This is a genomic window from Staphylococcus sp. GDY8P67P, assembly GCF_017892545.1.
Lineage (GTDB): Bacteria > Bacillota > Bacilli > Staphylococcales > Staphylococcaceae > Staphylococcus > Staphylococcus ureilyticus.
Genome location: NZ_JAESLH010000006.1, coordinates 42,944 through 67,898 on the forward strand (window position 1 = coordinate 42,944; position 24,955 = coordinate 67,898).

At 32.9% G+C, this 24,955-nt stretch carries 26 protein-coding genes; 8 read left to right on the top strand and 18 right to left on the bottom strand.

Annotated features, from left to right (window positions below; all coding sequences use genetic code 11):
* Positions 1-51 precede the first annotated feature (51 nt).
* Genes rplB through rpsJ form a run of 5 tightly spaced genes read right to left on the bottom strand, consistent with a single transcriptional unit; the run spans position 52 to position 2,835 of the window.
* Entirely contained in the window at positions 52-885 is an 834-nt protein-coding gene (rplB, locus tag KA833_RS02605) for a 50S ribosomal protein L2 (RefSeq protein WP_046208423.1), read from the bottom strand.
* A gap of 28 nt (positions 886-913) precedes the next feature.
* Entirely contained in the window at positions 914-1,189 is a 276-nt protein-coding gene (gene rplW / locus KA833_RS02610) for a 50S ribosomal protein L23 (RefSeq protein WP_046208424.1), read from the bottom strand.
* Positions 1,189-1,812: a 50S ribosomal protein L4 gene (gene rplD, locus KA833_RS02615; protein ID WP_046208425.1), complete on the bottom strand. Its 624-nt coding sequence runs from the start codon at positions 1,810-1,812 to the stop codon at positions 1,189-1,191. Before rplD ends, rplW begins: the two co-directional genes overlap by 1 nt.
* A 27-nt stretch (positions 1,813-1,839) precedes the next feature.
* Entirely contained in the window at positions 1,840-2,499 is a 660-nt protein-coding gene (gene rplC / locus KA833_RS02620) for a 50S ribosomal protein L3 (RefSeq protein WP_046208426.1), read from the bottom strand.
* Positions 2,500-2,526: 27 nt separating this feature from the next.
* The gene (gene rpsJ, locus KA833_RS02625; protein ID WP_194375799.1) at positions 2,527-2,835 is read right to left on the bottom strand and encodes a 30S ribosomal protein S10; all 309 of its coding nucleotides are present in this window, start codon (positions 2,833-2,835) and stop codon (positions 2,527-2,529) included.
* A 352-nt stretch (positions 2,836-3,187) separates the two neighbouring features.
* Here rpsJ and KA833_RS02630 point away from each other — a divergent pair, with 352 nt between their 5' ends.
* Positions 3,188-3,580 carry a hypothetical protein gene (locus tag KA833_RS02630; RefSeq protein ID WP_046208427.1) on the top strand — a complete coding sequence of 131 codons (393 nt, stop codon included), beginning with the start codon at positions 3,188-3,190 and terminating at the stop codon, positions 3,578-3,580.
* A 130-nt stretch (positions 3,581-3,710) separates the two neighbouring features.
* Here KA833_RS02630 and KA833_RS02635 read toward each other — a convergent pair whose 3' ends face one another.
* Together KA833_RS02635 and KA833_RS02640 are read right to left on the bottom strand one after the other, a co-directional pair.
* Entirely contained in the window at positions 3,711-5,045 is a 1,335-nt protein-coding gene (locus KA833_RS02635) for an NCS2 family permease (protein WP_046208428.1), read from the bottom strand.
* A 111-nt stretch (positions 5,046-5,156) separates the two neighbouring features.
* The gene (locus tag KA833_RS02640) at positions 5,157-7,295 is read right to left on the bottom strand and encodes a DNA topoisomerase III (protein WP_107525446.1); all 2,139 of its coding nucleotides are present in this window, start codon (positions 7,293-7,295) and stop codon (positions 5,157-5,159) included.
* A gap of 121 nt (positions 7,296-7,416) precedes the next feature.
* Between KA833_RS02640 and KA833_RS02645 the strand changes: the two genes are divergently transcribed.
* The 3 genes from KA833_RS02645 to KA833_RS02655 all read left to right on the top strand — a co-directional run bounded on the left by KA833_RS02645 (position 7,417) and on the right by KA833_RS02655 (position 10,204).
* Entirely contained in the window at positions 7,417-8,286 is an 870-nt protein-coding gene (locus tag KA833_RS02645) for a GNAT family N-acetyltransferase (RefSeq protein ID WP_210128049.1), read from the top strand.
* A 190-nt stretch (positions 8,287-8,476) separates the two neighbouring features.
* Positions 8,477-9,334 (top strand): RhaT/GlcU family sugar-proton symporter, encoded by an 858-nt coding sequence (locus tag KA833_RS02650; RefSeq protein ID WP_046208430.1) that lies wholly within the window; start codon positions 8,477-8,479, stop codon positions 9,332-9,334.
* Between the two features lie 78 nt (positions 9,335-9,412).
* Positions 9,413-10,204 carry a glucose 1-dehydrogenase gene (locus KA833_RS02655; RefSeq protein WP_070657865.1) on the top strand — a complete coding sequence of 264 codons (792 nt, stop codon included), beginning with the start codon at positions 9,413-9,415 and terminating at the stop codon, positions 10,202-10,204.
* A gap of 137 nt (positions 10,205-10,341) precedes the next feature.
* On the opposite strand, the gene KA833_RS02660 is transcribed toward KA833_RS02655, so the two are convergent.
* Positions 10,342-11,250 carry an AEC family transporter gene (locus tag KA833_RS02660; protein WP_046208432.1) on the bottom strand — a complete coding sequence of 303 codons (909 nt, stop codon included), beginning with the start codon at positions 11,248-11,250 and terminating at the stop codon, positions 10,342-10,344.
* A 147-nt stretch (positions 11,251-11,397) separates the two neighbouring features.
* On the opposite strand from KA833_RS02660, the gene KA833_RS02665 reads away from it, so the two are divergent.
* Positions 11,398-11,574 carry an SE1832 family protein gene (locus KA833_RS02665; RefSeq protein WP_164987263.1) on the top strand — a complete coding sequence of 59 codons (177 nt, stop codon included), beginning with the start codon at positions 11,398-11,400 and terminating at the stop codon, positions 11,572-11,574.
* A gap of 63 nt (positions 11,575-11,637) precedes the next feature.
* A complete protein-coding gene (gene mspA, locus KA833_RS02670) occupies positions 11,638-11,955 on the top strand; it encodes a membrane stabilizing protein MspA (RefSeq protein ID WP_046208433.1) in 318 nt (105 codons plus the stop codon).
* 176 nt (positions 11,956-12,131) lie between these two features.
* Here mspA and KA833_RS02675 read toward each other — a convergent pair whose 3' ends face one another.
* From KA833_RS02675 to KA833_RS02685, 3 genes are all read right to left on the bottom strand, one after another.
* On the bottom strand, positions 12,132-15,302 hold the full coding sequence (locus KA833_RS02675) for an efflux RND transporter permease subunit (protein WP_210128047.1): 3,171 nt from the start codon (positions 15,300-15,302) through the stop codon (positions 12,132-12,134).
* Positions 15,303-15,471: 169 nt separating this feature from the next.
* Positions 15,472-16,719: a lipid II:glycine glycyltransferase FemX gene (locus KA833_RS02680; protein WP_210128045.1), complete on the bottom strand. Its 1,248-nt coding sequence runs from the start codon at positions 16,717-16,719 to the stop codon at positions 15,472-15,474.
* A 366-nt stretch (positions 16,720-17,085) separates the two neighbouring features.
* Positions 17,086-17,847 carry a VOC family protein gene (locus tag KA833_RS02685; RefSeq protein ID WP_046208436.1) on the bottom strand — a complete coding sequence of 254 codons (762 nt, stop codon included), beginning with the start codon at positions 17,845-17,847 and terminating at the stop codon, positions 17,086-17,088.
* Positions 17,848-18,077: 230 nt separating this feature from the next.
* Here KA833_RS02685 and KA833_RS02690 point away from each other — a divergent pair, with 230 nt between their 5' ends.
* Together KA833_RS02690 and KA833_RS02695 are read left to right on the top strand one after the other, a co-directional pair.
* Positions 18,078-18,512 carry a MarR family winged helix-turn-helix transcriptional regulator gene (locus tag KA833_RS02690; protein ID WP_145381656.1) on the top strand — a complete coding sequence of 145 codons (435 nt, stop codon included), beginning with the start codon at positions 18,078-18,080 and terminating at the stop codon, positions 18,510-18,512.
* Position 18,513: 1 nt separating this feature from the next.
* On the top strand, positions 18,514-19,719 hold the full coding sequence (locus tag KA833_RS02695) for an MFS transporter (protein WP_064209377.1): 1,206 nt from the start codon (positions 18,514-18,516) through the stop codon (positions 19,717-19,719).
* 284 nt (positions 19,720-20,003) lie between these two features.
* Here the strand turns inward: KA833_RS02695 and KA833_RS02700 are convergent, their stop codons facing one another.
* The 7 genes from KA833_RS02700 to KA833_RS02730 form a co-directional block, all read right to left on the bottom strand.
* Positions 20,004-20,351, bottom strand: a complete 348-nt coding sequence (locus KA833_RS02700) for a SarA family transcriptional regulator (RefSeq protein WP_046208439.1) — start codon at positions 20,349-20,351, stop codon at positions 20,004-20,006.
* 479 nt (positions 20,352-20,830) lie between these two features.
* Entirely contained in the window at positions 20,831-21,853 is a 1,023-nt protein-coding gene (gene moaA, locus KA833_RS02705; RefSeq protein WP_210128043.1) for a GTP 3',8-cyclase MoaA, read from the bottom strand.
* A gap of 12 nt (positions 21,854-21,865) precedes the next feature.
* Entirely contained in the window at positions 21,866-22,474 is a 609-nt protein-coding gene (gene mobA, locus KA833_RS02710; protein WP_210128041.1) for a molybdenum cofactor guanylyltransferase MobA, read from the bottom strand.
* Positions 22,475-22,481: 7 nt separating this feature from the next.
* Positions 22,482-22,715, bottom strand: coding sequence for a molybdopterin converting factor subunit 1 (moaD, locus tag KA833_RS02715; protein WP_046208442.1), 234 nt, complete (start codon positions 22,713-22,715; stop codon positions 22,482-22,484).
* Positions 22,712-23,164: a molybdenum cofactor biosynthesis protein MoaE gene (locus KA833_RS02720; RefSeq protein WP_064209375.1), complete on the bottom strand. Its 453-nt coding sequence runs from the start codon at positions 23,162-23,164 to the stop codon at positions 22,712-22,714. Before KA833_RS02720 ends, moaD begins: the two co-directional genes overlap by 4 nt.
* Positions 23,165-23,650, bottom strand: a complete 486-nt coding sequence (gene mobB, locus KA833_RS02725; RefSeq protein ID WP_070037647.1) for a molybdopterin-guanine dinucleotide biosynthesis protein B — start codon at positions 23,648-23,650, stop codon at positions 23,165-23,167.
* A complete protein-coding gene (locus tag KA833_RS02730) occupies positions 23,647-24,906 on the bottom strand; it encodes a molybdopterin molybdotransferase MoeA (protein WP_210128039.1) in 1,260 nt (419 codons plus the stop codon). The genes mobB and KA833_RS02730 overlap by 4 nt, the downstream gene beginning before the upstream one ends.
* Positions 24,907-24,955 lie beyond the last annotated feature (49 nt).

Below are 24,955 nucleotides of genomic sequence, written 5' to 3' on the forward strand. Positions count from 1 at the left end.
TTCTTATTATGTGCGTGCAGCGGTTAAGCCGCACACCCAAATAAGTTATTTTTATTTTTTCTTACGTCCACGAACGATAAGTTTATCTGATGATTTTTTACCGCGACGTGTTTTCTTACCAAGTGTTGGTTTGCCCCAAGGTGACATTGGAGAAGGCATACCGATTGGTGCGCGTCCTTCACCACCACCGTGTGGGTGATCGTTAGGGTTCATTACAGAACCACGAACTGTTGGACGGATACCTTTCCATCTTGAACGTCCAGCTTTACCAACGTTAACAAGTTCGTGTTGGATATTACCAACTTGTCCAATAGTAGCACGGCAAGTTGAAAGAATCATACGTACTTCGCCAGATCTTAATCTGATTAATACATATTTACCTTCTTTACCTAATACTTGTGCACTTGCACCAGCAGAACGAGCGATTTGTCCACCTCTACCAGGTTTCAACTCGATATTATGGATAACAGTACCTACTGGAATATTTTGTAGTGGTAGTGCATTACCTACTTTAATATCTGCTTCTGCACCACTTTCAAGTGTTTGACCTACTTTTAAGTTTTTAGGTGCAATAATATAACGTTTTTCTCCATCAGCGTAAAATAACAATGCGATATTTGCTGAACGGTTTGGATCATATTGAATTGAATCAACTTTTGCTTGGATACCATCTTTGTTACGTTTGAAATCAATTACACGATATTGACGTTTGTGTCCACCGCCATGATGGCGTACAGTCAATTTACCTTGATGATTTCGTCCCGCTCTTTTCGGTAGCGGTTGTAATAGTGACTTTTCAGGAGTAGTTTTCGTAATTTCAGCGAAATCTAAACTAGTCATATTACGACGACCGTTAGTAATTGGCTTATATTTTTTTAGAGCCATTGTCGTTTACCTCCTTATTGGTAATTTTTTAGTTAAATAGATCGATTGATCCTTCTTTTAATTTAACGATTGCTACGCGTCGTTTGTTTGTATAGCCTTGGTAACGGCCCATACGTTTTTTCTTTGGTTTGTAGTTAATAATATTCACATTATCAACTTTTACATCAAAGATTTCTTCTACAGCGATTTTTACTTGTGTTTTATTCGCACGAGTATCAACATCGAATGTATATTTGTCTTCAGCCATTGCAACTGAAGATTTTTCAGTGATTACGGGGCGCTTAAGAACGTCTCTTGCTTCCATTATCCGAGCACCTCCTCAACTTTTTTAGCAGCTGCTTCTGTGATTACGACACTGTCAGCGCTTGTTAAATCTAGAACGTTTAAACCTTGTGCAGTTGTTACTTGAACACCTGGGATGTTACGTGCTGAAAGTGCAACATTTACATCTTCAGATTCAGTGATCACTAACACTTTTGTAGGTTGTTCTAAGTTAGAAAGTACAGTTTTGAATTCTTTTGTTTTCGGAGTTTCAAAACTTAATGTATCTACAATTGTTAAGCTATTTTCTTGTGCTTTGAAAGATAATGCTGAGCGTAAAGCTAAACGACGCATTTTCTTAGGCATTTTGTAAGCATAGCTTCTTGGTGTTGGTCCGAATACGATACCACCACCACGCCATTGTGGCGCACGAATAGTACCTTGACGCGCACGTCCTGTACCTTTTTGTCTCCATGGTTTACGTCCACCACCACGTACTGCTGAACGGTTCTTAACAGCATGTGTACCTTGGCGTAATGAAGCACGTTGTAAATTAATTGCTTCAAAAAGAACGTTGTTGTTTGGTTCGATTGCAAATACTGCATCGCTTAATTCAACTGAACCTGATTTAGTTCCATCTACTTTTAATACATCATAATTTGCCATTATGCATTTCCTCCTTTCGCTCTATAATTATTTATTACCTTTAATTGATGAAGAAATTTCTAAGAATCCTTTTTTCGGACCTGGTACGTTACCTTTTACTAAGATAACTTTGTTTTCAGCGTCAACTTGAACTACTTCTAAGTTTTGGACTGTTACTGTGTTTCCACCCATACGTCCTGGCATTTTTTGTCCTTTGAAAACTTTTGAAGCATCAGATGCCATACCTACTGAACCAGGTGATCTATGGAAATGAGAACCATGTGACATTGGTCCACGTGCTTGGTTATGGCGCTTGATAGCACCTTGGAATCCTTTACCTTTAGATACGCCAGTTACATCGATGATGTCACCAGCTTCAAATGTTTCAACTGAGACTTCTTGACCTACTTCGTATTCATCAACATTGACGTTTCTGAATTCACGAATGAAGCGCTTAGGTGCTGAGCTCGCTTTTTTAGCGTGACCTTCAGCTGGCTTATTAGCATATTTGCTTGATTTGCTTCCTTTTTTGTAAGCTGCTTTATCAGCATAACCTACTTGGATTGCATTATAGCCATCTACTTCTTCAGTTTTCTTTTGTAATACTACGTTTTCACTAGCTTCTACTACTGTTACAGGGATTAAATCACCGTTTTCTCCGAAAACTTGTGTCATCCCGATTTTTCTTCCTAAGATTCCTTTGGTCATCGAAAGTCCACCTCCTAAATTTTTCTATTATAATTTGATTTCGATGTCTACACCAGATGGTAAGTTTAAGCCCATAAGAGCATCTACTGTTTTAGGTGTAGGGTTAACAATATCGATTAAGCGTTTATGTGTACGTTGTTCGAATTGTTCACGTGAATCTTTATCCTTATGCACGGCACGAATTACAGTGTAAACTGATCTTTCAGTCGGTAACGGAATTGGTCCAGAAACATCTGCACCAGAACGTTTTGCTGTTTCAACAATTTTTTCTGCAGATTGATCGATAACTCTGTGATCATAAGCTTTTAATCTGATTCTGATTTTTTGTTTTGCCATAATTTTCCCTCCTTATTCGTCTACATTTAAGTGATAGACTTCTCCACGAAAACTATCTCACACAGCGCCATGGCAAAGCGGCCGGGTGTGTCAGTAACCTTTCGCTTCATCGCGTGTTCTTAAAGTCCAACATTAGATATGTTACATGAAAAGCAGTGATTTATCAAGCTTTTCTGCAAATGTTTTTACTATTTGCCTAACACATACCTTGTTATTATACTTGAACTACTTATTCAGTTCAACCTCTTTTCGGAAATTTTTGATGTTTGTAATTTTAATTGATTATTTGTTCTTTTTTATTTCTATTTCATTTATTTCGTTTATACTATTATTTAGTTAGGAGTGAATATTAATGAAAAGTGGTATTCGTACAACGCTTATAATTTTGAGTTTAATATTAATTGTTGGTGAGTTTATATATGGTATTCCGTTTTTAGGTGGGAGTATTATTTTTAGTTTTGGTTGGCAACCTTTATTAATCAATGCATTGCTCTACTTTGTAATCGTGATTATATTAGTCGTCGATAAACAAAATTCTATTAAACCAATGTTAGTGATTCCTTTATTAGGTGTTTTCGGTTCCTTTTTAGCATTTGTACCTTTTGTTGGTATGATTGTGCATTGGATTTTATTCTTTTTAATGTTGTTCTTTGTGTTAATTATTTTTTCGACACCACTTTATGTTCCAAATAAACATGCAAAAGTTGTTTATACACAACACAAACAAGAGAATAAGAAGTTTTAAAAATATATAGTTATGATAGCTATATTATAATGAAGAAACACATCCTTTTTTATAAAATTTTTATTAGTAATAAGTGCTTACAAAAAAATCCTTTTGCTGCGATACGAAACGCTGCAAAAGGATTTTTTATTTAGCCGTGAACAAATACAAAATATAATATAAACAATATCATTAAAGCATACATGATTGGGTGGACTTCTTTATGTCTTTTAGAAATCAACATTGTGATTGGATAAAAGATGAAACCACAAGCAATACCAGTTGCGATTGAATAAGATAATGGCATCATAATGATCGTGATAAATGCCGGTACGGCAACTTCGAATTTTTTCCAATCTATTTCCGCAAAATTGGCAGCCATCAACACACCCACGACTACAAGCGCTGGCGTAGTCACTGCACTTGTTACTACTTCCATTAAAGGACTAAAAAATATCGCTAATAGGAAACAAAAACCTGTAACAACACTAGCAAATCCAGTACGCGCCCCTACAGCGACACCTGAAGTAGATTCAATATAGGAAGTTGTTGTTGTCGTACCAAAAATTGAACCAACTATCGTTGCTAATGAATCAGAAAATAATGCGCGTCCAGCTCTCGGTAATTTATTATTCTTCATCATACCTGCTTGTGTTGCTACTGCAACAAGTGTACCTGCAGTATCGAAGAAATCTATAAATAAAAACGTTAAAATTACAATTAAAAATTGCACAGTGAACAACTGACCGGGATCTTTGAATGCTTCAAAAGCGGCTCCAAAAGTAGGTTCAATACTTGGTACTTTGCCTACAATGCCACTTGGTGTATGTATTAATCCTGTAAGCATACCTAAAATAGATGTTAGTACCATACCAATAAATATAGCACCAGGTACTCTAACAGCATACAGAATCACTGTTATTATAATCCCAAATATTGTTAACAATACTGGACCATCAGTTATATGACCCAAAGTCACTAACGTAGAATCATTATTAGTAATAATTCCTGAGCTTTGTAATCCTACAAAGGTAATAAACAAACCTATACCCGCTGAAACCGCCATTTTCATTTGATAGGGTATTGCATTAATAATGGTCTCTCTTAAACCTGTCATAGTTAGTATTGCAAAAACTACACCAGAGAATAACACACCAGTCAAACCTACTTGCCATGGAATTCCCATTGTTAACACCACTGTAAATGCGAAAAACGCATTTAAGCCCATGCCGGGTGCTAAGGCAATTGGATACCTAGCTATCAAGCCCATGAATAACGAACCAACAAACGCTGCTAGTGCTGTAGCAACAAAAATAGCACCTTGATCCATTTTCATATTTTCTGAAACACCTTTTACGCCTGCTAAACTTAGTACTTGAGGGTTGACAGCTAAGATATATGCCATTGACAAGAAAGTTGTAAGCCCACCAAGTATCTCTTTCTTATAGTTTGTTTTATGTTTTTCAAACTTGAAATACTTTTTCACGGTTTAGTTCTCCTTTTTTTAAAATACCTACACATTCTAATACCAATTTCATTATTTTACAATAGCAAACACGAACTTCTTGTCAAAATTAATGCTATTCGTTCGATTAATTTAAAATTTCAAACCTTTTAACGCATCTTGAAATGGATTGTTCTCTAAGCCATCATTGTTATTCATATATTTTTTTAAATCTTTTTTGTTTACTTTATCTGATTTTTTATTTTTATGACGTTTATCCATTTGTGCTTGTGTTTCAGTATGTCCACACACACAACGATATACTGCTTCTTTTCCTTTTCCAAACAACATCATTTTTTTATGGCAATTTGGACAACGCGCATTGGTTTTTCTTTGAATATTCTTTTTAGTTTTACATTTCGGATCCTGACAAACCAGCATTTGTCCATTTTTAGTTTTAACTTTAATCATAAATTTGCCACATGTAGGACATTCCGTTGTGGTTAAATTATCGTGTTTATAATTCTGTTCGCTTTCTTTTATTTCACTGACAACTTCATGTGTGAAATTTTTCATCTCAGATATAAATTGATTGGCATTATATTTACCTTGTTCTATTAAAGATAGTTTTTCTTCCCACTCAGCAGTTAATAGCGGAGATGTTAATTTTTGTGGTGCAAGCTCTAGTATTTGTTTTCCTTTAGAGGTAACTTTGATTTTACCGTCACGTGATTCGATTGCATTCATATTAAATAATTTTTCAATGATATCTGCTCTAGTCGCAACTGTTCCAATTCCACCTGTTTCTTTTAATGTTTCATTATATTTTTTATTGTTTAATTTAAAGAATTTTTGTGGGCTTTCCATCGCTTTTAATAATGTACCTTCATTAAAATATGAAGGTGGCGTTGTTTCATGGTGCTCAATTTTAGCTTGTGTGATATGCAATTTGGATGATTTTGTTAATTTTTCTATTTGCTCGTTTACTGATGCTTCAGTTTCATAAATCGCCTTAAACCCTAATTTTTTAGTGATTTTATCTTTAAATTCGAATTTATATTTCCCACTTACAATTTGGATTGATACAGCCTCGTATTCGTGTGGCGGCATAAGATTTTCTAAAAATCTTTGAGCAATCATCAGATAAATTTTTGTTTCACGTTGGGTTAGTTGATTCATATCTGGACGTACTTCTGTTGGGATAATTGCATGGTGGTCTGATACTTTTTGATTATTTATAAATTTTTCATTTATTGAAAAAGATTGTGTTAATTGTTTTTTTGCAATTTCTTTTAACGATGTGCCCATGATAGCTTGTATTCTATCTTTTAGTGTATTTACCATATCATCAGTTAAATAATTAGAATCTGTTCGTGGGTATGTTACTAGTTTATGTCTTTCATACAAAGTCTGTAAAACATTCAATGTTTCTTTTGGACCATAGTGATAACGTTTGTATGCCTCTTGTTGCAAATCTGTTAAACTGAACAGTTTAGGTGCATAGGACTTTTTATGTTTTTTATTAATACTTTCAATCAAACCGTCTTTCTCACTGATTTCACTTTTTATCTTTTCAAAAACTGATTTATCATTACTTGTCTCTGGCGTCACACATTGGAATGTAAGCCCCCCAGCAACAATATTCATTTTAAAATAAGTTTGTGGAGAAAAGTGATTAATTTCGTTTTGTCTCATTTGAACGAGTTGTATCGTCGGTGTCTGAACTCTACCGAGAGACAATTGTGCATCATATTTCGTAGTTAATGCACGCGTTGCATTGATACCAACAATCCAGTCTGCCTCACTTCGAGCAAGTGCTGCATAATATAAATTGTTAAATTTACGACCATCTTGTAATTTTGAAAAGCCATCTTTAATTGCTTTTTTTGTTACTGAACTAATCCACAACCTTTTAATCGGTTTCTTATTATGAGATTTATCCAAAATTAAACGCGCAACAAGTTCACCTTCTCTACCGGCATCTGTTGCGATAATAATATCTTTTGTGTTTTTGTTATTGATTAATGATTGTACAATAGAAAATTGTTTTTTGGTCTTACTTATGACAACCGTCTTCATACGGTTAGGTATAATAGGGAGATCGTTAAGTTTCCATTCTTTATAATTATTATCATATTGTTCTGGCGTAGCATTTGTAACTAAATGCCCCAATGCCCAAGTCACAATATATTTATTATTTTCAAAGTAACCATTACGTTTATCATTTATATTTAATGCTTGCGCAATATCTCTACCTACAGAAGGTTTTTCTGCAATAATGAGTGATTTCATAATTTCGTCCTTTCAGTTCAATGATATTCTTATTGTAACATGTATATAGCACATCAAAACTTCCATTTACATGAAAAAGTTCTTATAATTAACTTAATAGTTCATCATATGGAGGTATTATATGAAAACAACAAATCCGAACGATGTCGATCAAATCTTGGAATTTTTGAATAATGCTAACTATCAATCTGCTTCTTATTTGTACAAATTACCACAAATGCATAATGATATTAGGTCTGTTATTATCAATGCAATACAGGATCCTGGTGTATTTGCACAAGTGAACAATCAAGATGAAATTACAATGTTACTTTTAGCTTTAAAGTACGAAGATAATAAATATAAAGTATTAGGCCCATTCATACACAAAAATATTACGCCTACTATCGAAGAAATGACACAACTTTTTGATGCTTTAGCTCAAAGTAAACCTGATACTGCAAATTTTAATTTTTCTTTTGAAGAACATGAACAAGAATACTTACCGTTTATGAAATCATTAGGTGCATCCTATAGCTTTACTGACTACTATCTCATTTCTACAAAAGATATTGGAAATGTTGGTAATGAACAAAATATTATTGAATATCAACCTGCGTTCTATCCTTATTTTAGTAAATTACATGATCAAACATTTAAACATGATGTAATGACTGCTGCTGAAATTGTAAAATCATTAGATGAGTACCATCGCCTATTTATATTCATGTCTGAAGGATTATTAAAAGGTTATTTATATCTTGAAATCGCTGAAAACAACCATATAGCTGAAATCAAATACTTTTCTTCGCACTCTGATTACAGATTAATGGGGATTGCTTTTGATTTACTATCATATTCTCTACATTTTGCTTTTTCAACTTTTGATATTGATAAGATATATTTTAAAATACGCAGTAAAAATACTACACTTGTTGAGCGTTTCAACGAATTAGGTTTTAACATTAATTATGAATATAAAAAATTCAAGTACGTAGCGGCATACATTTAAATTATAAGTGTTTTATATTTTTACATTTTTAATATCCATATAGACTTTTTTAAAAATTAAAAAGCTGAACTGTAATCTAATATTTTTACTATTCGATACCTTTACTTTAAAATGAGTGTCTAGGGCAATCTTCAGTGATTGTTTTATAAAGGGAAAGTAAAAATAAATAGAGAGTGAGTGAAGCTTAATTATGGATTTATTAATTGCCCTGCTCCCAGCATTATTTTGGGGAAGTGTTGTTTTAATTAATGTACTCGTTGGTGGTGGCCCTTACAATCAAATCAGAGGGACTACTTTCGGTGCACTTATCATAGGTATCTTATTATTACTTACTGGCAATACAAAATTCGATGACCCCATCGTCATTATTGTAGGTTTAATATCTGGTGCTTTTTGGGCATTAGGACAAGGTTATCAATTAAAATCAGTCAGTTTAATTGGCGTATCTAAAACAATGCCAATTTCAACAGGGTTACAACTTGTAGGTACCACTTTATTTAGTGCTATATTTTTAGGTGAATGGAGTACTGGCACACAAGTAATTCTTGGCTTAGTTGCAATGATTTTACTTGTTGGCGGTATTGCGCTTACTTCAATTAAAGGTAAAAATGAAGCTTCAGAAAGTACGAAAAACTTTGGTAAAGCAATTCCTATCTTGTTAATTTCCACTGTAGGTTATGTCGTCTATGTTGTAGTTGCACAAATTTTTGGTGTTGATGGTATGAATGCCCTATTTTTCCAATCTATTGGTATGGCAATAGGTGGATTAATATTATCAGCTAAACATGAAACTACGATTAGAAGTACAGTTTGGAATCTAATACCTGGTGTCATATGGGGTATAGGAAACTTGTTTATGTTCTATTCACAACCAAAAGTAGGTGTGGCGACAAGTTTCTCATTTTCACAATTATTAGTAATTGTTTCTACACTTGGTGGCATTTTTCTTTTAGGTGAACGAAAAGATAAACGTCAGATGATAGGCATCTGGACAGGTATCATTTTAATCGTTATCGCTGCATTTGTTTTAGGCAATATTAAAGCTTAATCAAGTGTTATAAAACTATATTCGACTAAACACTTTAATTCATCAAAATTTATGCCGAATAACTAGGAGGAATCTTAAATGTTTAAAGATTTAGCAGGAAAAGTAGTCATTATTACTGGGGCTGGTAGTGGTATTGGAAAAGCCATGGCAGAGCAGTTTGGTGAAGAACAAGCGAATGTCGTATTAAACTACAGATCCGAACGTCATATGGATGCTATAGAAGCCTCAATTAAATTAATTGAAAATGCTGGTGGCAAAGCATTAAAAGTTCAAGCAGATATCTCTAAAGAAAATGATATTGATCACCTCATTCAAACTACTGTAAATCACTTTGGTACATTAGATATCATGATTAACAATGCCGGATTTGAAAAAGCAATCCCAACACATGAAATGCCTTTAGATGAGTGGCAAAAAGTAATTGATATTAACCTAACAGGTGCTTTTTTAGGTTCCAAAGCCGCAGTTAATCAATTTCTCAAAGAGAATAAAAAAGGTGTTATTCTTAATACTTCAAGTGTACATGATAAAATCCCTTGGCCTAACTATGTGAATTACGCTGCTAGTAAAGGTGGTTTAAAATTAATGATGGAAACAATGTCTATGGAATATGCTCAATATGGCATCCGCATTAATAATATTTCACCAGGGGCAATTGTAACGGAACATACAAAAGAAAAATTTTCAGACCCAGCAACACGTGCAGAAACATTAGAAATGATTCCGGCAAAAGAGATTGGTGAAGCAAATGAAGTCGCAAATGTAGCAAGATTTCTTGCCTCTGATTTAGCAAGTTATATTCATGGAACTACCATTTACGTTGATGGCGGAATGACTAATTACCCCGCGTTTATGGGAGGTAAAGGATAAAGTCATCACGCCAATCCAAACACATGCATTTAGTCATTAATACTTATGCTCAATATTTAAGGGTCCGGGACACCATTGATATGTCCCAGACCCTTATTTTTTATATTCAAATCGTTTCATAGTCTTCCAAAAATCAATTAAACAAATAACGCTTGATATACATACAAAATAATAATGCTAATTAAAATCGTTAAATTACTCACCATTCCAACGAGTGGCAAAGTCTTATACTTAAATTGAATGGAATAAGGTATAATAGCAACACCTACTGGTAATAACCAAGCAACTTGTAGTGTTGTTTTAATCATATCATTATCAACTGGTAAAAAGAAGTAAACGAGCAATCCTGCGATGATTCCCAATCCATAATGTAAACCTAAATACTTTAAAGCAATAGGCAAGAAGCGTTTATCAATACTAAAGTTGAGCATCAAACCTAATAATATCATTGAAAGTGGCATATTAGCGCCAGATAGTACAGAGAAAAATTTAATTACAGGCTCTGGGAAGTGTATATTAAGCATATTTAATATAAACATAATGATATATGTCATTAAAGGAACCGATTTAAGTAAATTCTTTCCTAAATATTTAAAATCAAAATTATCACCTGCACTACTGAAATAACTGCCAACAAAGTATGTAACACCAAACATAATCATTGCGCCACCTATATCTGCCATTCCAAAATATATCATTCCTGTTTTAGGCCATATCGCTTCTACAAGTGGATAAGCAAATAAACCAATATTTAGCGAAGCTGTCATCATGCCAACTGTTCCACGTATGTGATTGTCATATTTTAAGAAAAACCAAATCACGATGACCTTAGCGATAACACCATACAATATCATCATTATCGGTAATATTGATAGTGACAAATCTAAACTTGCACCATTTAAATTAACAATCACTAAAGAAGGTAATGTTATGTTTAATACGAGTGTTGAAAAGACTTGACTATCGTTAGCTTTAAAGTAATTTATCCGTTTGAGTACATAGCCTAATGCAATGAGTAATATAATAATGATAAATTGTTGGGTCACATTATTCCTTCTTTCATCCAATCATCTGTTTTCATTCTATTTTCATACTTTAACATAAGTGGCAACCATTTTAGAAGCTTTCGAATCCATGTTATAATTCAACTTATATACGAAATGCTTACATTAAACAAAAATGGAGGTAATTGAATGGATTTAAATGATAAATTAGCGGAACTGAAATATGATTATGTTAGATTACAAGGAGACCTCGAAAAAAGAGAATCAGTTAATCAATCTGTGGATCCTTTAATAAAACAACTTGAAAAAATAGAGCAAGAAATGTCAGAGGTACGTTCAGAAATTAGACAAAAAGAAAATAAATAACATCCTAGTAAATCAATAACTTACATGCTAAGATTAAGGGCGAACATAGAAAGGATGTAATAAATGCAACTGTATCTTATATTTTTGCCAGTGTTATATTTAATCGTAAGTTACATAAGTATATTTAAAATGAACACCATTATAACGCGTATTTTACGTATTATTATGTCTTTACTTTTATTATTCGTGGTAGCTATTACAACATTATCGTTCCCAGCAATCAATTGGTGGGTCTTTATTGTCCTACTGCTTATCATAGGTAATGTAGAAATTACAGCTTTCAAAAACGGCAAAAAAGACCAAAAAGCCGTTCAAATTTTAAATATAATGAGCGTTATCTTATTTGTAATTTATGTTATTTTGACTTTAGTTTTATATTAAAAACCACTATTTTAAAATACTGTAACGTCACACATATAAATCAGCCCCGACAAGATTTCTGATTAAAAGAAACTTATCGGGGCTGATTTTATATATTCAAACATGTGCTCATATATATAAGTACGGACATACAAAATCTACAAAAAGCATGTCATCTCGTATGTCCGCATTTTATTTTACTTTCTTTTTCTCAAGATTTTTGACTTTAATGTAAATAATATTTCATATATTACTGGTACAACAATTAAAGTTAATAAGGTTGAAGAAACCAATCCACCTACTACAGTCGCTGCCATACCTTTTGAAATAATAATAGAACTGTCTTGACCAAATAACATTGGCAGCAACGCACCAATCGTTGCTAATGCTGTCATAAGTATTGGTCTGATACGCGTTCCTCCTGCTTCTAACAGTGCCGCTTGCATTGCCATACCTTGATGTTGTTTATTAATCACTCTATCAATTAACACAATTGCATTGGTTACAACAATACCAATTAGCATAAGCATACCAATCATGCTAGGTACAGATATTGTCTCGCCAGTCACCACTAATGCAACCACTACACCTATCACTGTATATGGCAATGAGAATAATATTGTGAAAGGTGCCAATGCGCCTTTAAATGTTAACACAAGTACTAAATAAACTATAATAATTGCTGCTAACATCGCCATAGATAATTGTGTTACTGCATTTCCTATATCTTCATTTGCCCCTCCCATGTTGACGTCTACGTTATTCGGCTTATCTATTTTATTTAACTGTGACAACACTTTCTGTGAAGTCCCGCCAACATCATCATTTGTCACTTTTCCGGAAACTTTTGACGTATAGTCTCCTGCTTTAGTTTCTATTTTGTTTGGCGTCGTTGTTTTTTCTAATTTTGCGATATCACTTAATTCAATAGATTGACCAGTAGCTGTTTGTATTTTAGCATTTTTAAGTTTTTCTTCTGTCCAATCCGTTTCTTTATCTTCTTTAATTTTCACATCTATCGATTTACCATTTTCCTTTACGGTTGTGACACTTTGCTCAGGTGTATTCTGATTTAATGTCATGGCTAATTGTGATGCAGACAAACCATAATTGGAAGCTTTATTTTGATCGACTTTGATATTATATTGTTCGTATGTTTGAGATAAATCAGACTTAACATTAGCAATGCCATGAATATGTTTCATTTCTTTTTCGACTTTATTGACAGTTCCTTTGATAGCATCAACAGATGGACCAGTAACAGTGATTGCTAATTCATTATTTGTACCACCTGTACCCATATCCTGATTTGCCCAATCTCCAGGATGATGATATTTGTTGATATGTTTTAATACTTTATCTGGTTCTTCATCAAAGTTAGGTGTATCACTCTCATATTCAACCATGATAGCCATACTATTTGAACTACCTGTAGGATCCGTTGGCGTTGCTCCACCTACAGAGTACTGAACTGTTTTCACCTTATCTTTAGTGTTCAAGTATTTTTGTACTTGTTCGGCATGTTCTAATACACCTTGCTCTGTCTCACCTGGTTCAGGAGTGTAAGTTAATGCCATGAATTTATCTTCTCCAGTTGAGATAAAACTAGTCCCCAGTTTAGCGGCCCCTAAACCGATACTAGCGATTAAAATGATTGTACTTAAAATCATTACAATCCATTTGTGCGCTAATGACCAGCGGAGTATACGTTTATATCCTCTTCCTACCAGACCTAATGTTTCTTCTCTCTGTTGTTTGACACCTTTTTTGAAGAAAGTAGCACTTAAAGAAGGTACGATGGTAATCGAAACAAGTAAAGAAGCTAGTAAACTAAATGCAATCGCTAATGCAAATGGCCTAAACATCTCACCTACTGAACCATTGACAAACGCCAATGGGAGAAAAACTATAATAGTAACGATAGTCGACGACATTATCGGTTTAAATACTTCACTCGTCGCACTAATAATGAGGTTGTTACCAGTTAGTGTTTCTTTTTTATCTGATAAACGTCTATAAATATTTTCAACTACAACAATTGAATCATCGATCACCCGACCTATCGCAACTGTTAACGCACCAAGTGTCAATATATTTAACGACACATCTGTTAATTTCAATGCAACCATTGCAATTAATATAGACATCGGTATCGAAACGACTGAAATTGCTGTTGTTCTAATATTTCTTAAAAATAATAATATAACAATTATGGCAACAATCGTACCGAGTGCTGCTTTTTCAATCATTGTATACAGCGAGTCTTCTATTGGTTTCGCAGTATCCATAACTTTAGTAGCTTTGATATCTTTATTGTCTTTGGTAAATTCATCAATTTCTTTTTTCGTATCTTTTGCTACTTTAACAGTATTGGCATCTTGTGCTTTCGTCACTTGTACATTGACTGCATCTTTGCCATTTGTTTTAGAAATAGATTGTCGTTCATCACCAACTGAAATATTGGCAATGTCTTTGAGTTTAACAGAAGGCATGCTATTTTCGCCGTCTTGATCATCTGAGGTAGGCATTGCTGCTTCCATGTTACCCCCTTGTGATGAACTTTGGTCACTCGTACTTTGACTTGCATTTTCATTGTTGTTACCTTGAGTGCTCATACTTGAAGCTGATAATGGAATCTCAAGGTTTTCCAATGCATCTATTGAAGTAAATTGGCCATCAACCACTACTGACTTTTCAGTTTTACCGAACTGGAATAAACCTAACGGGGTTTCACTTGTGGCACCCTTTAAGAATTGTTCCACACTATCTACAGTCAATCCTCTGTCTTGTAATTTTTCTTGATCAAATTTAATTGAAACTTCTCTAGATGTTTGTCCATTCAATTGTGCATTTTGTACACCATCGATTGTTTGAAGTTTAGGTAGTAACTGATTGTTAACTTTTTTTGTTGTATCTTTTAAATTATTATCCTTTGTGGTAAAAGAATAAGCCACAATTGGAAAAGCATTCATTGAATTCCTTGTTAAGTCGGGGTCTTCCACACCATCATCAAACTTAATTTTATCAAGTTCTTTTTTTAAATCGTTTTCTGCCTTATCCATATCTGTGCCATTTTCATATTCAACAGAAACCATAGAAGCATTTTGAATAGATTGTGCATTAACATTTTTCACACTTGCCATTGACCTTATTTGGTCATCAATTTTATCACTAATTTCTTCCTTCACCGTTTCTGGTGTAGCACCAGCCATGGTTGTTTGTACTGTAATCACTGGTGGCTCAACATCAGGTAATAATTCAAGTTTCATTTTTGCACTTGAATACACACCACCTAAAATGACCAGCAATACCATAAGAAAAATTGCAAATTTATTTCCAAGTGAAAACTGTAATAGTTTTTTAATCATATCTTTTCTCCTCTCAACTAGCATTTTAATGCGATACTTCATTTAATTTCATTACGCTTAATTATATATGTATTTTCTAAATTCATAAAAAATGCACGTTATAAAGTTTAAGTTGCATATTAAAACTTTATAACGTGTCTACTTTTTTACAAAATCACAAACAAAACTACTAACGTTTTAATTTACGTGAAAGTTTTATTTTAGCTTTAGTCAATTTAGGTTTAACAATTTCAATAACTTGATATAATGGTTTATTTAACACATAATCAAATTCACCTATTTTTTCACTTAAATAAGTTCCCCATACTTTCTTAAATGCCCACAATCCATAATGGTCTGATTCCTTATCGGGATCATTATCTGTGCCACCAAAATCATATGTTTTTGCACCATGTGCTCGAGCGTATTGCATCATTGCAAATTGCATGTGATGATTTGGCAAGAAGTCTCGATAATCATTTGATGACGCGCCATACAGATAATAAGATTTATTTCCAGCAAACACAAGCAATGCACCTGATAAATATAATCCTTCTGGGTGCTTAGCTTCTAAAGCTTCCATCTCATTGATAAGTTCTTGCGTTTTTTTCATTTTATTGTCAGCATCGTTTATTTTATTTAATGTCTTTTTATCTTGTTTTTTTTCAGCTAGCTTTTCTTTTTCCTTTTCTAACTGCGCTAAATCTTGGCGTAAATCCTTAAGCACGGGTTTAGGCTCTAATTTCACTAAGAATAATTCTGCATCTCCATCGGGATGTAAAGCATCATATATATTTTGGAAATAGCTAATATCTCTCGTTAAAAAGCCATCTCTTTCACCCGTAATTTTCATTAATTCGGCAAATGTTTTCAAACCTTCTCTATCAGAACGTTCTACTTTCGTACCACGTTTTAATGCCAATCTAACTTTTGAACGATTACGTCTTTCAAAACTTTGAATTAAAGCGTCATCGGTCTTATCAATCGGTGTTATCATTGTCATTCTTGGTTGGATATAATCTTTCGAAAGTCCTTCTTTAAACCCTTTATGTCTAAAACCTAATGCTCTTAGATGTGTAAGTGCATCAGCACCATTATCTACTTCAACATCAGGGTCGATTTTTATTGCATAAGCTTTTTCTTCTTTTGCTATCTGAATTGCGTATTCTAGTAATGTTTCTAATGCGAGTTTATTACTATAATCTGTTACAAAACCTCTTGAAATATAGCATAACGTATAAGGCAATTTAGGAACCTTTTTAAATAATAACTGGGCCACTCCTAAAATCTCACCATCTTCACCTACTGCGATACGCTTTGAGTACCAGCCAGTCAATCGCTTTGTTTCTGCCCATTTTGTTAATTGTAATAGATCACCTTGCGGATGCGCTTTAACAAATGCATCATGAGCTTGATTTGTTATATTCATCTTTTCCATAAAAACTGATATCTCCTTTTACCATTACATACTTTGTTATTATACATTGCTTCACACATTCTTTCACATCATTTCCTATTATTTGCTATAATATGATACGAAATGAGGTGTTCTAGTGCGTATCATTATATTGTCATTACTCTTTTTAATCAATTTAATTTTTGTAATCCAAACATTTAGTACAACGTTTAATGTTTCATATCTAAGTTTAAGAATCATTCTCGCTGTTTTTACATTTGTAGCAACAGTGTATTTACTACTTTTATCTAATAAAAATAAATGGGGAACTTACTTAACTATTTTAACACTAATCACTTCTGTGATACACATCGTCGTTATTGCACATAGTATGTATGTTTACATTTACTAATCCGCTTCAACTTTGTACTTAAGCCCTCTAATGATTAAAGTGTACGGTGAAGTTGTATGATCGTCTTTCAAAGTAACCGCTTTATAACCTGAATACTCACCATCGTATATACGATATACAATATCATCGTTTTTCAACTTTAATGTCGTGAACGTTTCTGTATCATTCACGATTTCCATCCCAAACCACTGTTGCCATTTTTCAACCGTATGTGTTCTTTCTGTACTATTAATTTCAATCCCCTTGATACTAAAGGCGTTTTGCCGTAATGATGTTAGCTTTTCTTCTCTTGTTTCAATATTTTCATTCCATTGAATAAAAAATGGCGGTTTAACTCTATAATCTGGATCAGCTATATATAACAAGCGCCATGTAGTCTTTTCTCCTTTAGTATTTTCCCTTTCCATTTCTACAGGACCTATAACATCTATATTTTGTGCTTCAAGTTTTTCTTTTAGTTTGGTAATATCTTGCGTTTGAAATGCTATTGTTTTCAGTCCTTGTTTATACTGATCTTGAACGATTTTTGAAGGAAATGAGACTCGACCTTCTTCACTTTTGACAATTTTTTGCAATTTTTCTGGTTTATAAATATCCAGTAATTCAATGTAAGCATTATTTAAGTACGCTAAACGATTATATGTGCCTAATTTATCATGCTTACCACCTTGATATAGTGTAAATAAATGGCCTGGGAATTTGAAATTATCTAATTGTTGTACATAATGAACGATATGATCTAATTTTAAATCTTGCATACCTTGATCCCCCTACTTTTTCTTTATATTTATTCTAACAAATTGTTTAAGCGTTTACTTCTGATAACCTATGATTACGATTTAATTTACTTTTGTGAAATCATATTTATATAGTGATTAAAAATCATATTTAAAAAAATAGCTATTGATTTCCTTGGCAGAATAGACTAAAATATAACTTGTTTAAAAATTAAGTTAGCTTTGCTAACTATTTTCGGAGGTGTGCATTCATGCAAAATAAATTTGTCTTTGATAATATCATTGCAATTTATAGACCATATACAAAACTATTCCAACCCATCTTTGAATCATTTGATCTCTATCCTGCACAATGGCTCGTTTTAAAAGATATTTCCTATAATGCCCCAACCACTTTAGTACAAATTTCAAAACGACGCTCTATTGAAAAACCGACCACAAGAAAAATATTAAAAGTGCTTTCTGAAAAATATTTATTAACGGTAGAAACAGGTACCGATAAACGAGAAAAATGGCTTTCACTTTCTCAAAAAGGAGAAAATCTTTATAAAAGCATTAGTACTCGCGTAGATAAAGTGCAAGATGAAATCATTAAAAATACAGGTTTGTCAGATTCAGAACTGGAGCATATCACACAATCAATACAACTTATTCACGCGAAAATTTTAGAGAAAGAGGAGTTTTAACATGAATCAATCAGCATCGATGAAGACACCAATTTGGACAAAGAATTTTAATATTAATTTCATAACTAATTTTTTAGTCTACTTATGCATGTATTTACTTATCGTTATCATAGCAAGTTATACAAAATCTGAATATCATGCCTCAGACAGTATGGCAGGACTTGTATCCGGATTATTTATTATCGGTTCTTTAATCGGACGATTTATCACTGGAAAGTACGTTAATAAAATAGGTCCTAAACGGATTTTAATCATTGGTTTAATCTTATTAATCATCACACAATTGTTCTATTTTATAGAAGGTGCCTTAGCTATTTTAATGTTCACAAGATTAGTTAATGGTATTGCTACTGGGGTTACTACAACAGCGACAGGAACAATTGCTGCATATGCAACGCCTCAGGAGAGAAAAAGTGAAGGTATTAGTTTATTCTCTTTAAGCTTAGTTATCGGCGCTGCAATCGGTCCATTTTTTGGCCTTTTACTTATTAATACATTCCCAATTCAATTGTTATTTTTACTTTGTTTAATGTGCGGTATCATTAGTTTTATCATTTCATTTTTCATTAAGTTAAATATCGATACAACGCGTGATATCATAAAACCTCAAACTACTGAAAGTAAAAAATTTAATATTAATAACTACATCGCCAAAGAAGCATTACCTGTGGCAATCATTATGCTCCTTGCCGGGTTATCTTATTCGTCTATTCTGACATTTTTACAATTTTTTGCACAAGAAATTAATTTAGTTACAATATCTAGTTATTTCTTTATTTTTTATGCTATTGCATCACTCATTACAAGACCAATCGCTGGTAGAATGATGGATCTCAAAAATGAAAACGTCATCGCTTATCCTGCTTTCATCTTTTTAATACTTACCTTTTTAACGTTAAGTATTACAAATAACAGTTGGTTATTAATTCTTGCGGGATTACTCCTTGGTGCTGGTTACGGAAATATTTCTTCTTGTATGCAAGCAATTGCAATCAAAGTATCTCCACCGGCAAAATATGGAATAGCTACCTCAACTTACTTCATTGGTTTAGACTTAGGACTAGGCTTTGGTCCATATATATTAGGATTTGTAACCTCTGCAGTTTCATTCGCTCAATTATACGCTATTATGGGTGTACTGGTTTTAATTACTGGAGTTATTTATTACTTTGTTCATGGTAGAAAAGTAAAACACATGAATATCTAATCTTTTCATTAAACAATAAACTAAATATCCTGAAAAACATTGTTTTTAGCTGTCAACAAAAGTATTGTTGGCAGTTTTTTTACATACTTTATGGCTGAAGCATCAATTCGTCTACATTTTACAATATTTAAAATTGAAATTTGTTTATTTATATTATAGTTATTACTGAATTAGGTTTATTCTATTTTTCAAATATATAAAAAAACCAAATGCTATTTTAGCACTTGGCTTATTTCAAATTTATATTGTTGTTAATGATTATTATCTGATTGTAACCTTAATGATTAAGCGACTTTTATGTTTTCGATTTCTGTTATAATATCATCTATTACTTTTAACTGATCATCTGTGTAATAATAGAACACTTGTCTTTCATCTGTTTCTGATCGAACTTTTGAAATCAATTCTTTTTTATAAATCTTTCTTATAATAACATCTATTTTACTAGTGTCCCATAACATTTCAAAATGTAAGGTATCTCTTAATTCTTTTCCGCTAATTTTATTAGCTTCATAAACCTTAAACAGAACTACAAACTCTTCGATAGATAAACGGTGAGCTGACTTCAACCAATGTTTCAACTGACTTAAAGCCCTCTCAGACGTAATATAAAATGATGCTTTACTTTCCATAAATTTGGCCTCCTCATGATTTACTTTCATTGTTAGTATTGGCTTTATATAATGAATAAGCTTTTAAAATATTATATAACACTTTCTTCATTAAATCTATTATTTTAAAAGAAACAGATAAATAAATTTTACTATTGTAAAGTTTTTATATAGCTACAATTGATTATGGTAATCTTTTTCTATTGTTCATTATCTTTAATCGTTAAAAAATTACTTATGTATAATACATTTTCATATAAAAATATCTTTCCTCATTTTTGAAATCATTTCACATAAGATATGAGTTCAAATTATAAAAAAAATGAGTAGGAGATAATTCAATTGAAATTTGAATTATCTCCTACTCTTAATATATTTTAGAATAACTTCATAAATGAATATAATTTTCGTATTATTAGTTATTTGAACTTCTTAAAAATATAATAGCTATGAATGTTGTGATAAAAGTGCAATCTCCATAAACGATTGTATTTGATAAGTCAGCCACCAATATAGTTCATATTGATTTTTTTACGTTTTCTATTAGCTACTGTTTGTGCAGTACGTTCATCTGAATATCTATCATCTCTAATATTCCATAAAGCTTTAAATTGTTCAAACAGAGCTTCATCTGACACGCCTGATCGCATAAATGACTTTACATTAAATCCATCTACGGTACTAAATAGACAACCATAAAACTTACCATCTGATGATAATCTTGCACGTGTACATGTTGAACAGAATGATTCAGATACACTTGTGATAAGACCAAACTTAGCACCATTATCTTTATGTCGATAATATTTAGCTACTTCACCAAAATATTTAGATTTTACAGGTTCTATATCAAATGATGACTCAATCATTTTTAACATTTCATCTTTTGTTACTACTTTACTGAAGTCCCAACCATTATCATTGCCTACATCCATAAATTCAATAAAGCGTATTTCAATATCCTTATCTTTGAAATATTGAATCATAGGTAAAATTTGATCATCGTTCACACCTTTTTGAACAACTACATTTACTTTTACATGAAAACCAATTGAGACCGCATAATCTATTTGCTGTAAAATTGTGGAAGCTTTGATATTCCGGTTGTTTATAGCTTGGAACACTTTGTCATCAATCGCATCTAAACTTACATTAATACGTCTTAAACCAGCATCATATAATCTTTGACCATGTTTTTTTAATAATAAACCGTTGGTAGTTAAACCAATATCCTCTATACCATCAAGTTGATTCAACTCGTATATTAATTTATATAAATCTCTTCGGAGTAGAGGCTCTCCACCGGTAATACGTATTTTTTTGACTCCTAATCGCGTATAAACTTTAGCAATACGGACCATTTCATCAAAAGTAAGTAATTCATCTTTGGGTAGGAAAACAAAGTCATCACCAAATATTTCTTTTGGCATACAATAGTCACAACGAAAATTGCAACGATCTGTAACTGACAATCTTAAATCTCGAATTGGACGCCCAAGTTTATCAGTTATTTGCTCTACCATCTGATCAGCCCCCTATCTATTCTTAATGTCGTGATGTAAATCTATTAAGTCTTGTTGATAATTAATATTTTTGTACCAATAATCAGATGAACCAATTTCGTGCACATCTAACCAATCACTTTTGACTTTTGAATAGACATTCTTAAGGCTGTAATCACCTGATTCCAATGCTACCTCTATAAAAGAAAGCGTATGTGGACTATAAAAAGCCATCGTTGGAATGGGCATGCCATCTTCTTGGAAACCGGCGATATCTAGTTGATCTTCTATTAAATGTTCAACCATAAATTGATACAATTTACTTATTGCTTTTTGTGTAATCATCGGTGTATCTACAGAAATCACAAAGAAAAGCGTTTCGTCAGTATGTTGTTTCATGACAGAGTAAATACCAGCCAGCGGGCCTTTACCTTTGTTTTTAGCATGATCGATAACAATATTATCATAATCAAATTCATGCGCTAATATTTCATTTGTGCTAATAATTATTTCATTAAACATATTTGTAGCTTCTAAAACTTCAATGATACGTTGATAAAACATTTGTGAATGAATCTTTGCAAATGCTTTTGGTTTTCCAAATCTTTCTGATTGTCCACCAGCAAGTATGATTGCTTTCATATTTCCATTACCCTCCACTAACTGGTGGTATCAACGCTACAGTATCATTAGGTTTTACGATATCATCACCTTTGACAAATTCTTCATTAATCGCAATTTGAAACTTTTTGCTATTAATACTAGGATAACGCTCAAACAAATCTGATACAAATTCATCGACGGTAATATCATAACTTAAGTCAATATCTTCTGAACTTTTATCCAAAACTTCTTTTATTTCCGCAAAGTATAAAACTTTCATAACTTTTTCCCTCCAACTGCATCCTCATGGTTACCATGTTGATGACCTTGCCATTCAGCACCATCTTCCCAAATTTCTTTTTTCCAAATGGGCACTACCTCTTTAATACGCTCAATTGCATATTCATTAGCACGATAAGCATCTTTTCTATGTGGCGATGATACACTTATCAATACCGCTATATCAGAAATAGCTAACGGTCCAATTCTATGGACAATGGCCGTTTTTGTCCCTGGCCATTTGTTTGAAATCTCATCACCTATTTGTGCCAACTTTTTCTCTGCCATAGGTATATACGCTTCATACTCTAAATACTCTGTTTTAACTCCTTTTGTCCACTCACGTACATGACCAGTGAAAACAACAACAGCACCTTGATGTTCATTGAGCACATATTGGCGATATTGTTCGGTTTCTATTGGCTTATTTGTAATTTCGAATTGTTTCATTTAATCCATTCCCTTTTCGTTAACGAAAGATAATAACCATTGCTCAAATTTTTGAAATGCTAATGGTTGCCCAATGTTAATATAATACTGAATATTTGTTAATTTATTTAACTTTTGGTAATCAGCATCATCACGATATATAAGCACTTTATCATAATTTGCCTCTTTAAAACCTTCTACTAAAATGATGTCACTGTCTATTGTAACAGATTTATCAATGATTTCATCCAACCTTTGTTTTTCAGTTCGTGTAACTGTTTGTTGCAGATGATGTCCTTGAACAATACTTTGATCTGCACCTGCATTAAAATGTTTCATGTGATCAACAGTATTTGCCTGCAGTTCAATATCTGACAAGTTTAAGTCATGTTGGCCGTGGTGTTTAACCGTTGCTACACAAAAGCCATGTGATTTTAAAAATTTCACTGCGTGCGTCATCAAAGTGGTTTTTCCCGAGTTTTTATAACCTACGATTTGTAATATCATAGCGTCGTATCCATTTCATATGCTTGTGATTCAGTTAAAATGACATCAACTGTGTGGCCTTTTTGATATCCTCTTGTACCACTAGGTAATACAATCATTGCATTACTATGCGCAATCGCTACTACTGCACCGGACTTATTAAATCCTGATGGCACAACCGTCATCTCTTTACCATTAAAAGTCACTGTTGCTCGAATAAATCTAGTAAATGGATTTGGCTTTTTAAAATCTTCCATGAGTGTGGCCTGCACAATTTGTGGATATATCGCTTTAGCGCCCATCATATGCTGTATTGCAGGTTTGACATAGAGTTCAAACCCGGTGAAACAAGCAGAGGGGTTACCTGATAATCCAAATAAATATTTGTTATTTGCAATAGCTACCGTAGTGACACTTCCTGGACGCATGGCGATTTTATTAAATAAGACTTTAGCGTTGACCGCTTCATAAATTTGAGGCAAATAATCGAAATCGCCTACTGACACACCTCCAGTTGTAATGACAATATCATGCTCAACCATTGCTTCACGCATCACTTGAATACTACTATTTAAATCATCTTGTTGAATTTTATATGCATTGACATCTAACTGATGCTTTTTTGCTAATGCAGTTATCATAGGACCATTTGAATTACGAATTTTTCCCGGTTCTAAATCGTCGCTAACATCCAACAATTCACTTCCTGTAGCAATCACAGCCACGCTAGGTTTTTCAAAAACTGGAACTTCTGTATAGCCATATGTTGCCAAAACAGCGATTGCACCTGGATTAACACTTTGTCCTTTTTCTAATACAATATCGTCAACTTTGGTTTCTTCACCCTTTAACGAAACATTCTCATTTTCGCTAAAAGTTTTTCTTATTGTAAAATCATGTTCACCTTCGACAGTTTGTTCAAGCATAACTACAGCATCGGCGCCTTCAGGTATTTGTGCACCTGTCATAATTCTTACAGCTTCAAATGCTCCAACTTTTTTAGTTGAAACTGATCCCGCTCCAATGTGGTCAATGACTTTAAATTTAATGCGATTGTCACCGCTCGCCTCTTTTGTATCAATACTTCTTAATGCAAAACCATCATATGGTGATTTATCAAACCTTGGTATCTCATGAGTTGCTACAATGTCTTCAGCTAAAATATAGTTTAAACTTTCTGCTAAAGGTAAAGTGATTCTATTCGTAAAAATATTTTGCTTTACCACACGTTGAATTGCTTCATTCACTGGAATCGGATTTCTTTTCTCTACAGGCATCGTAAATCTACTCCTTATAATTAATAATTTCATGATATACTAGAACACG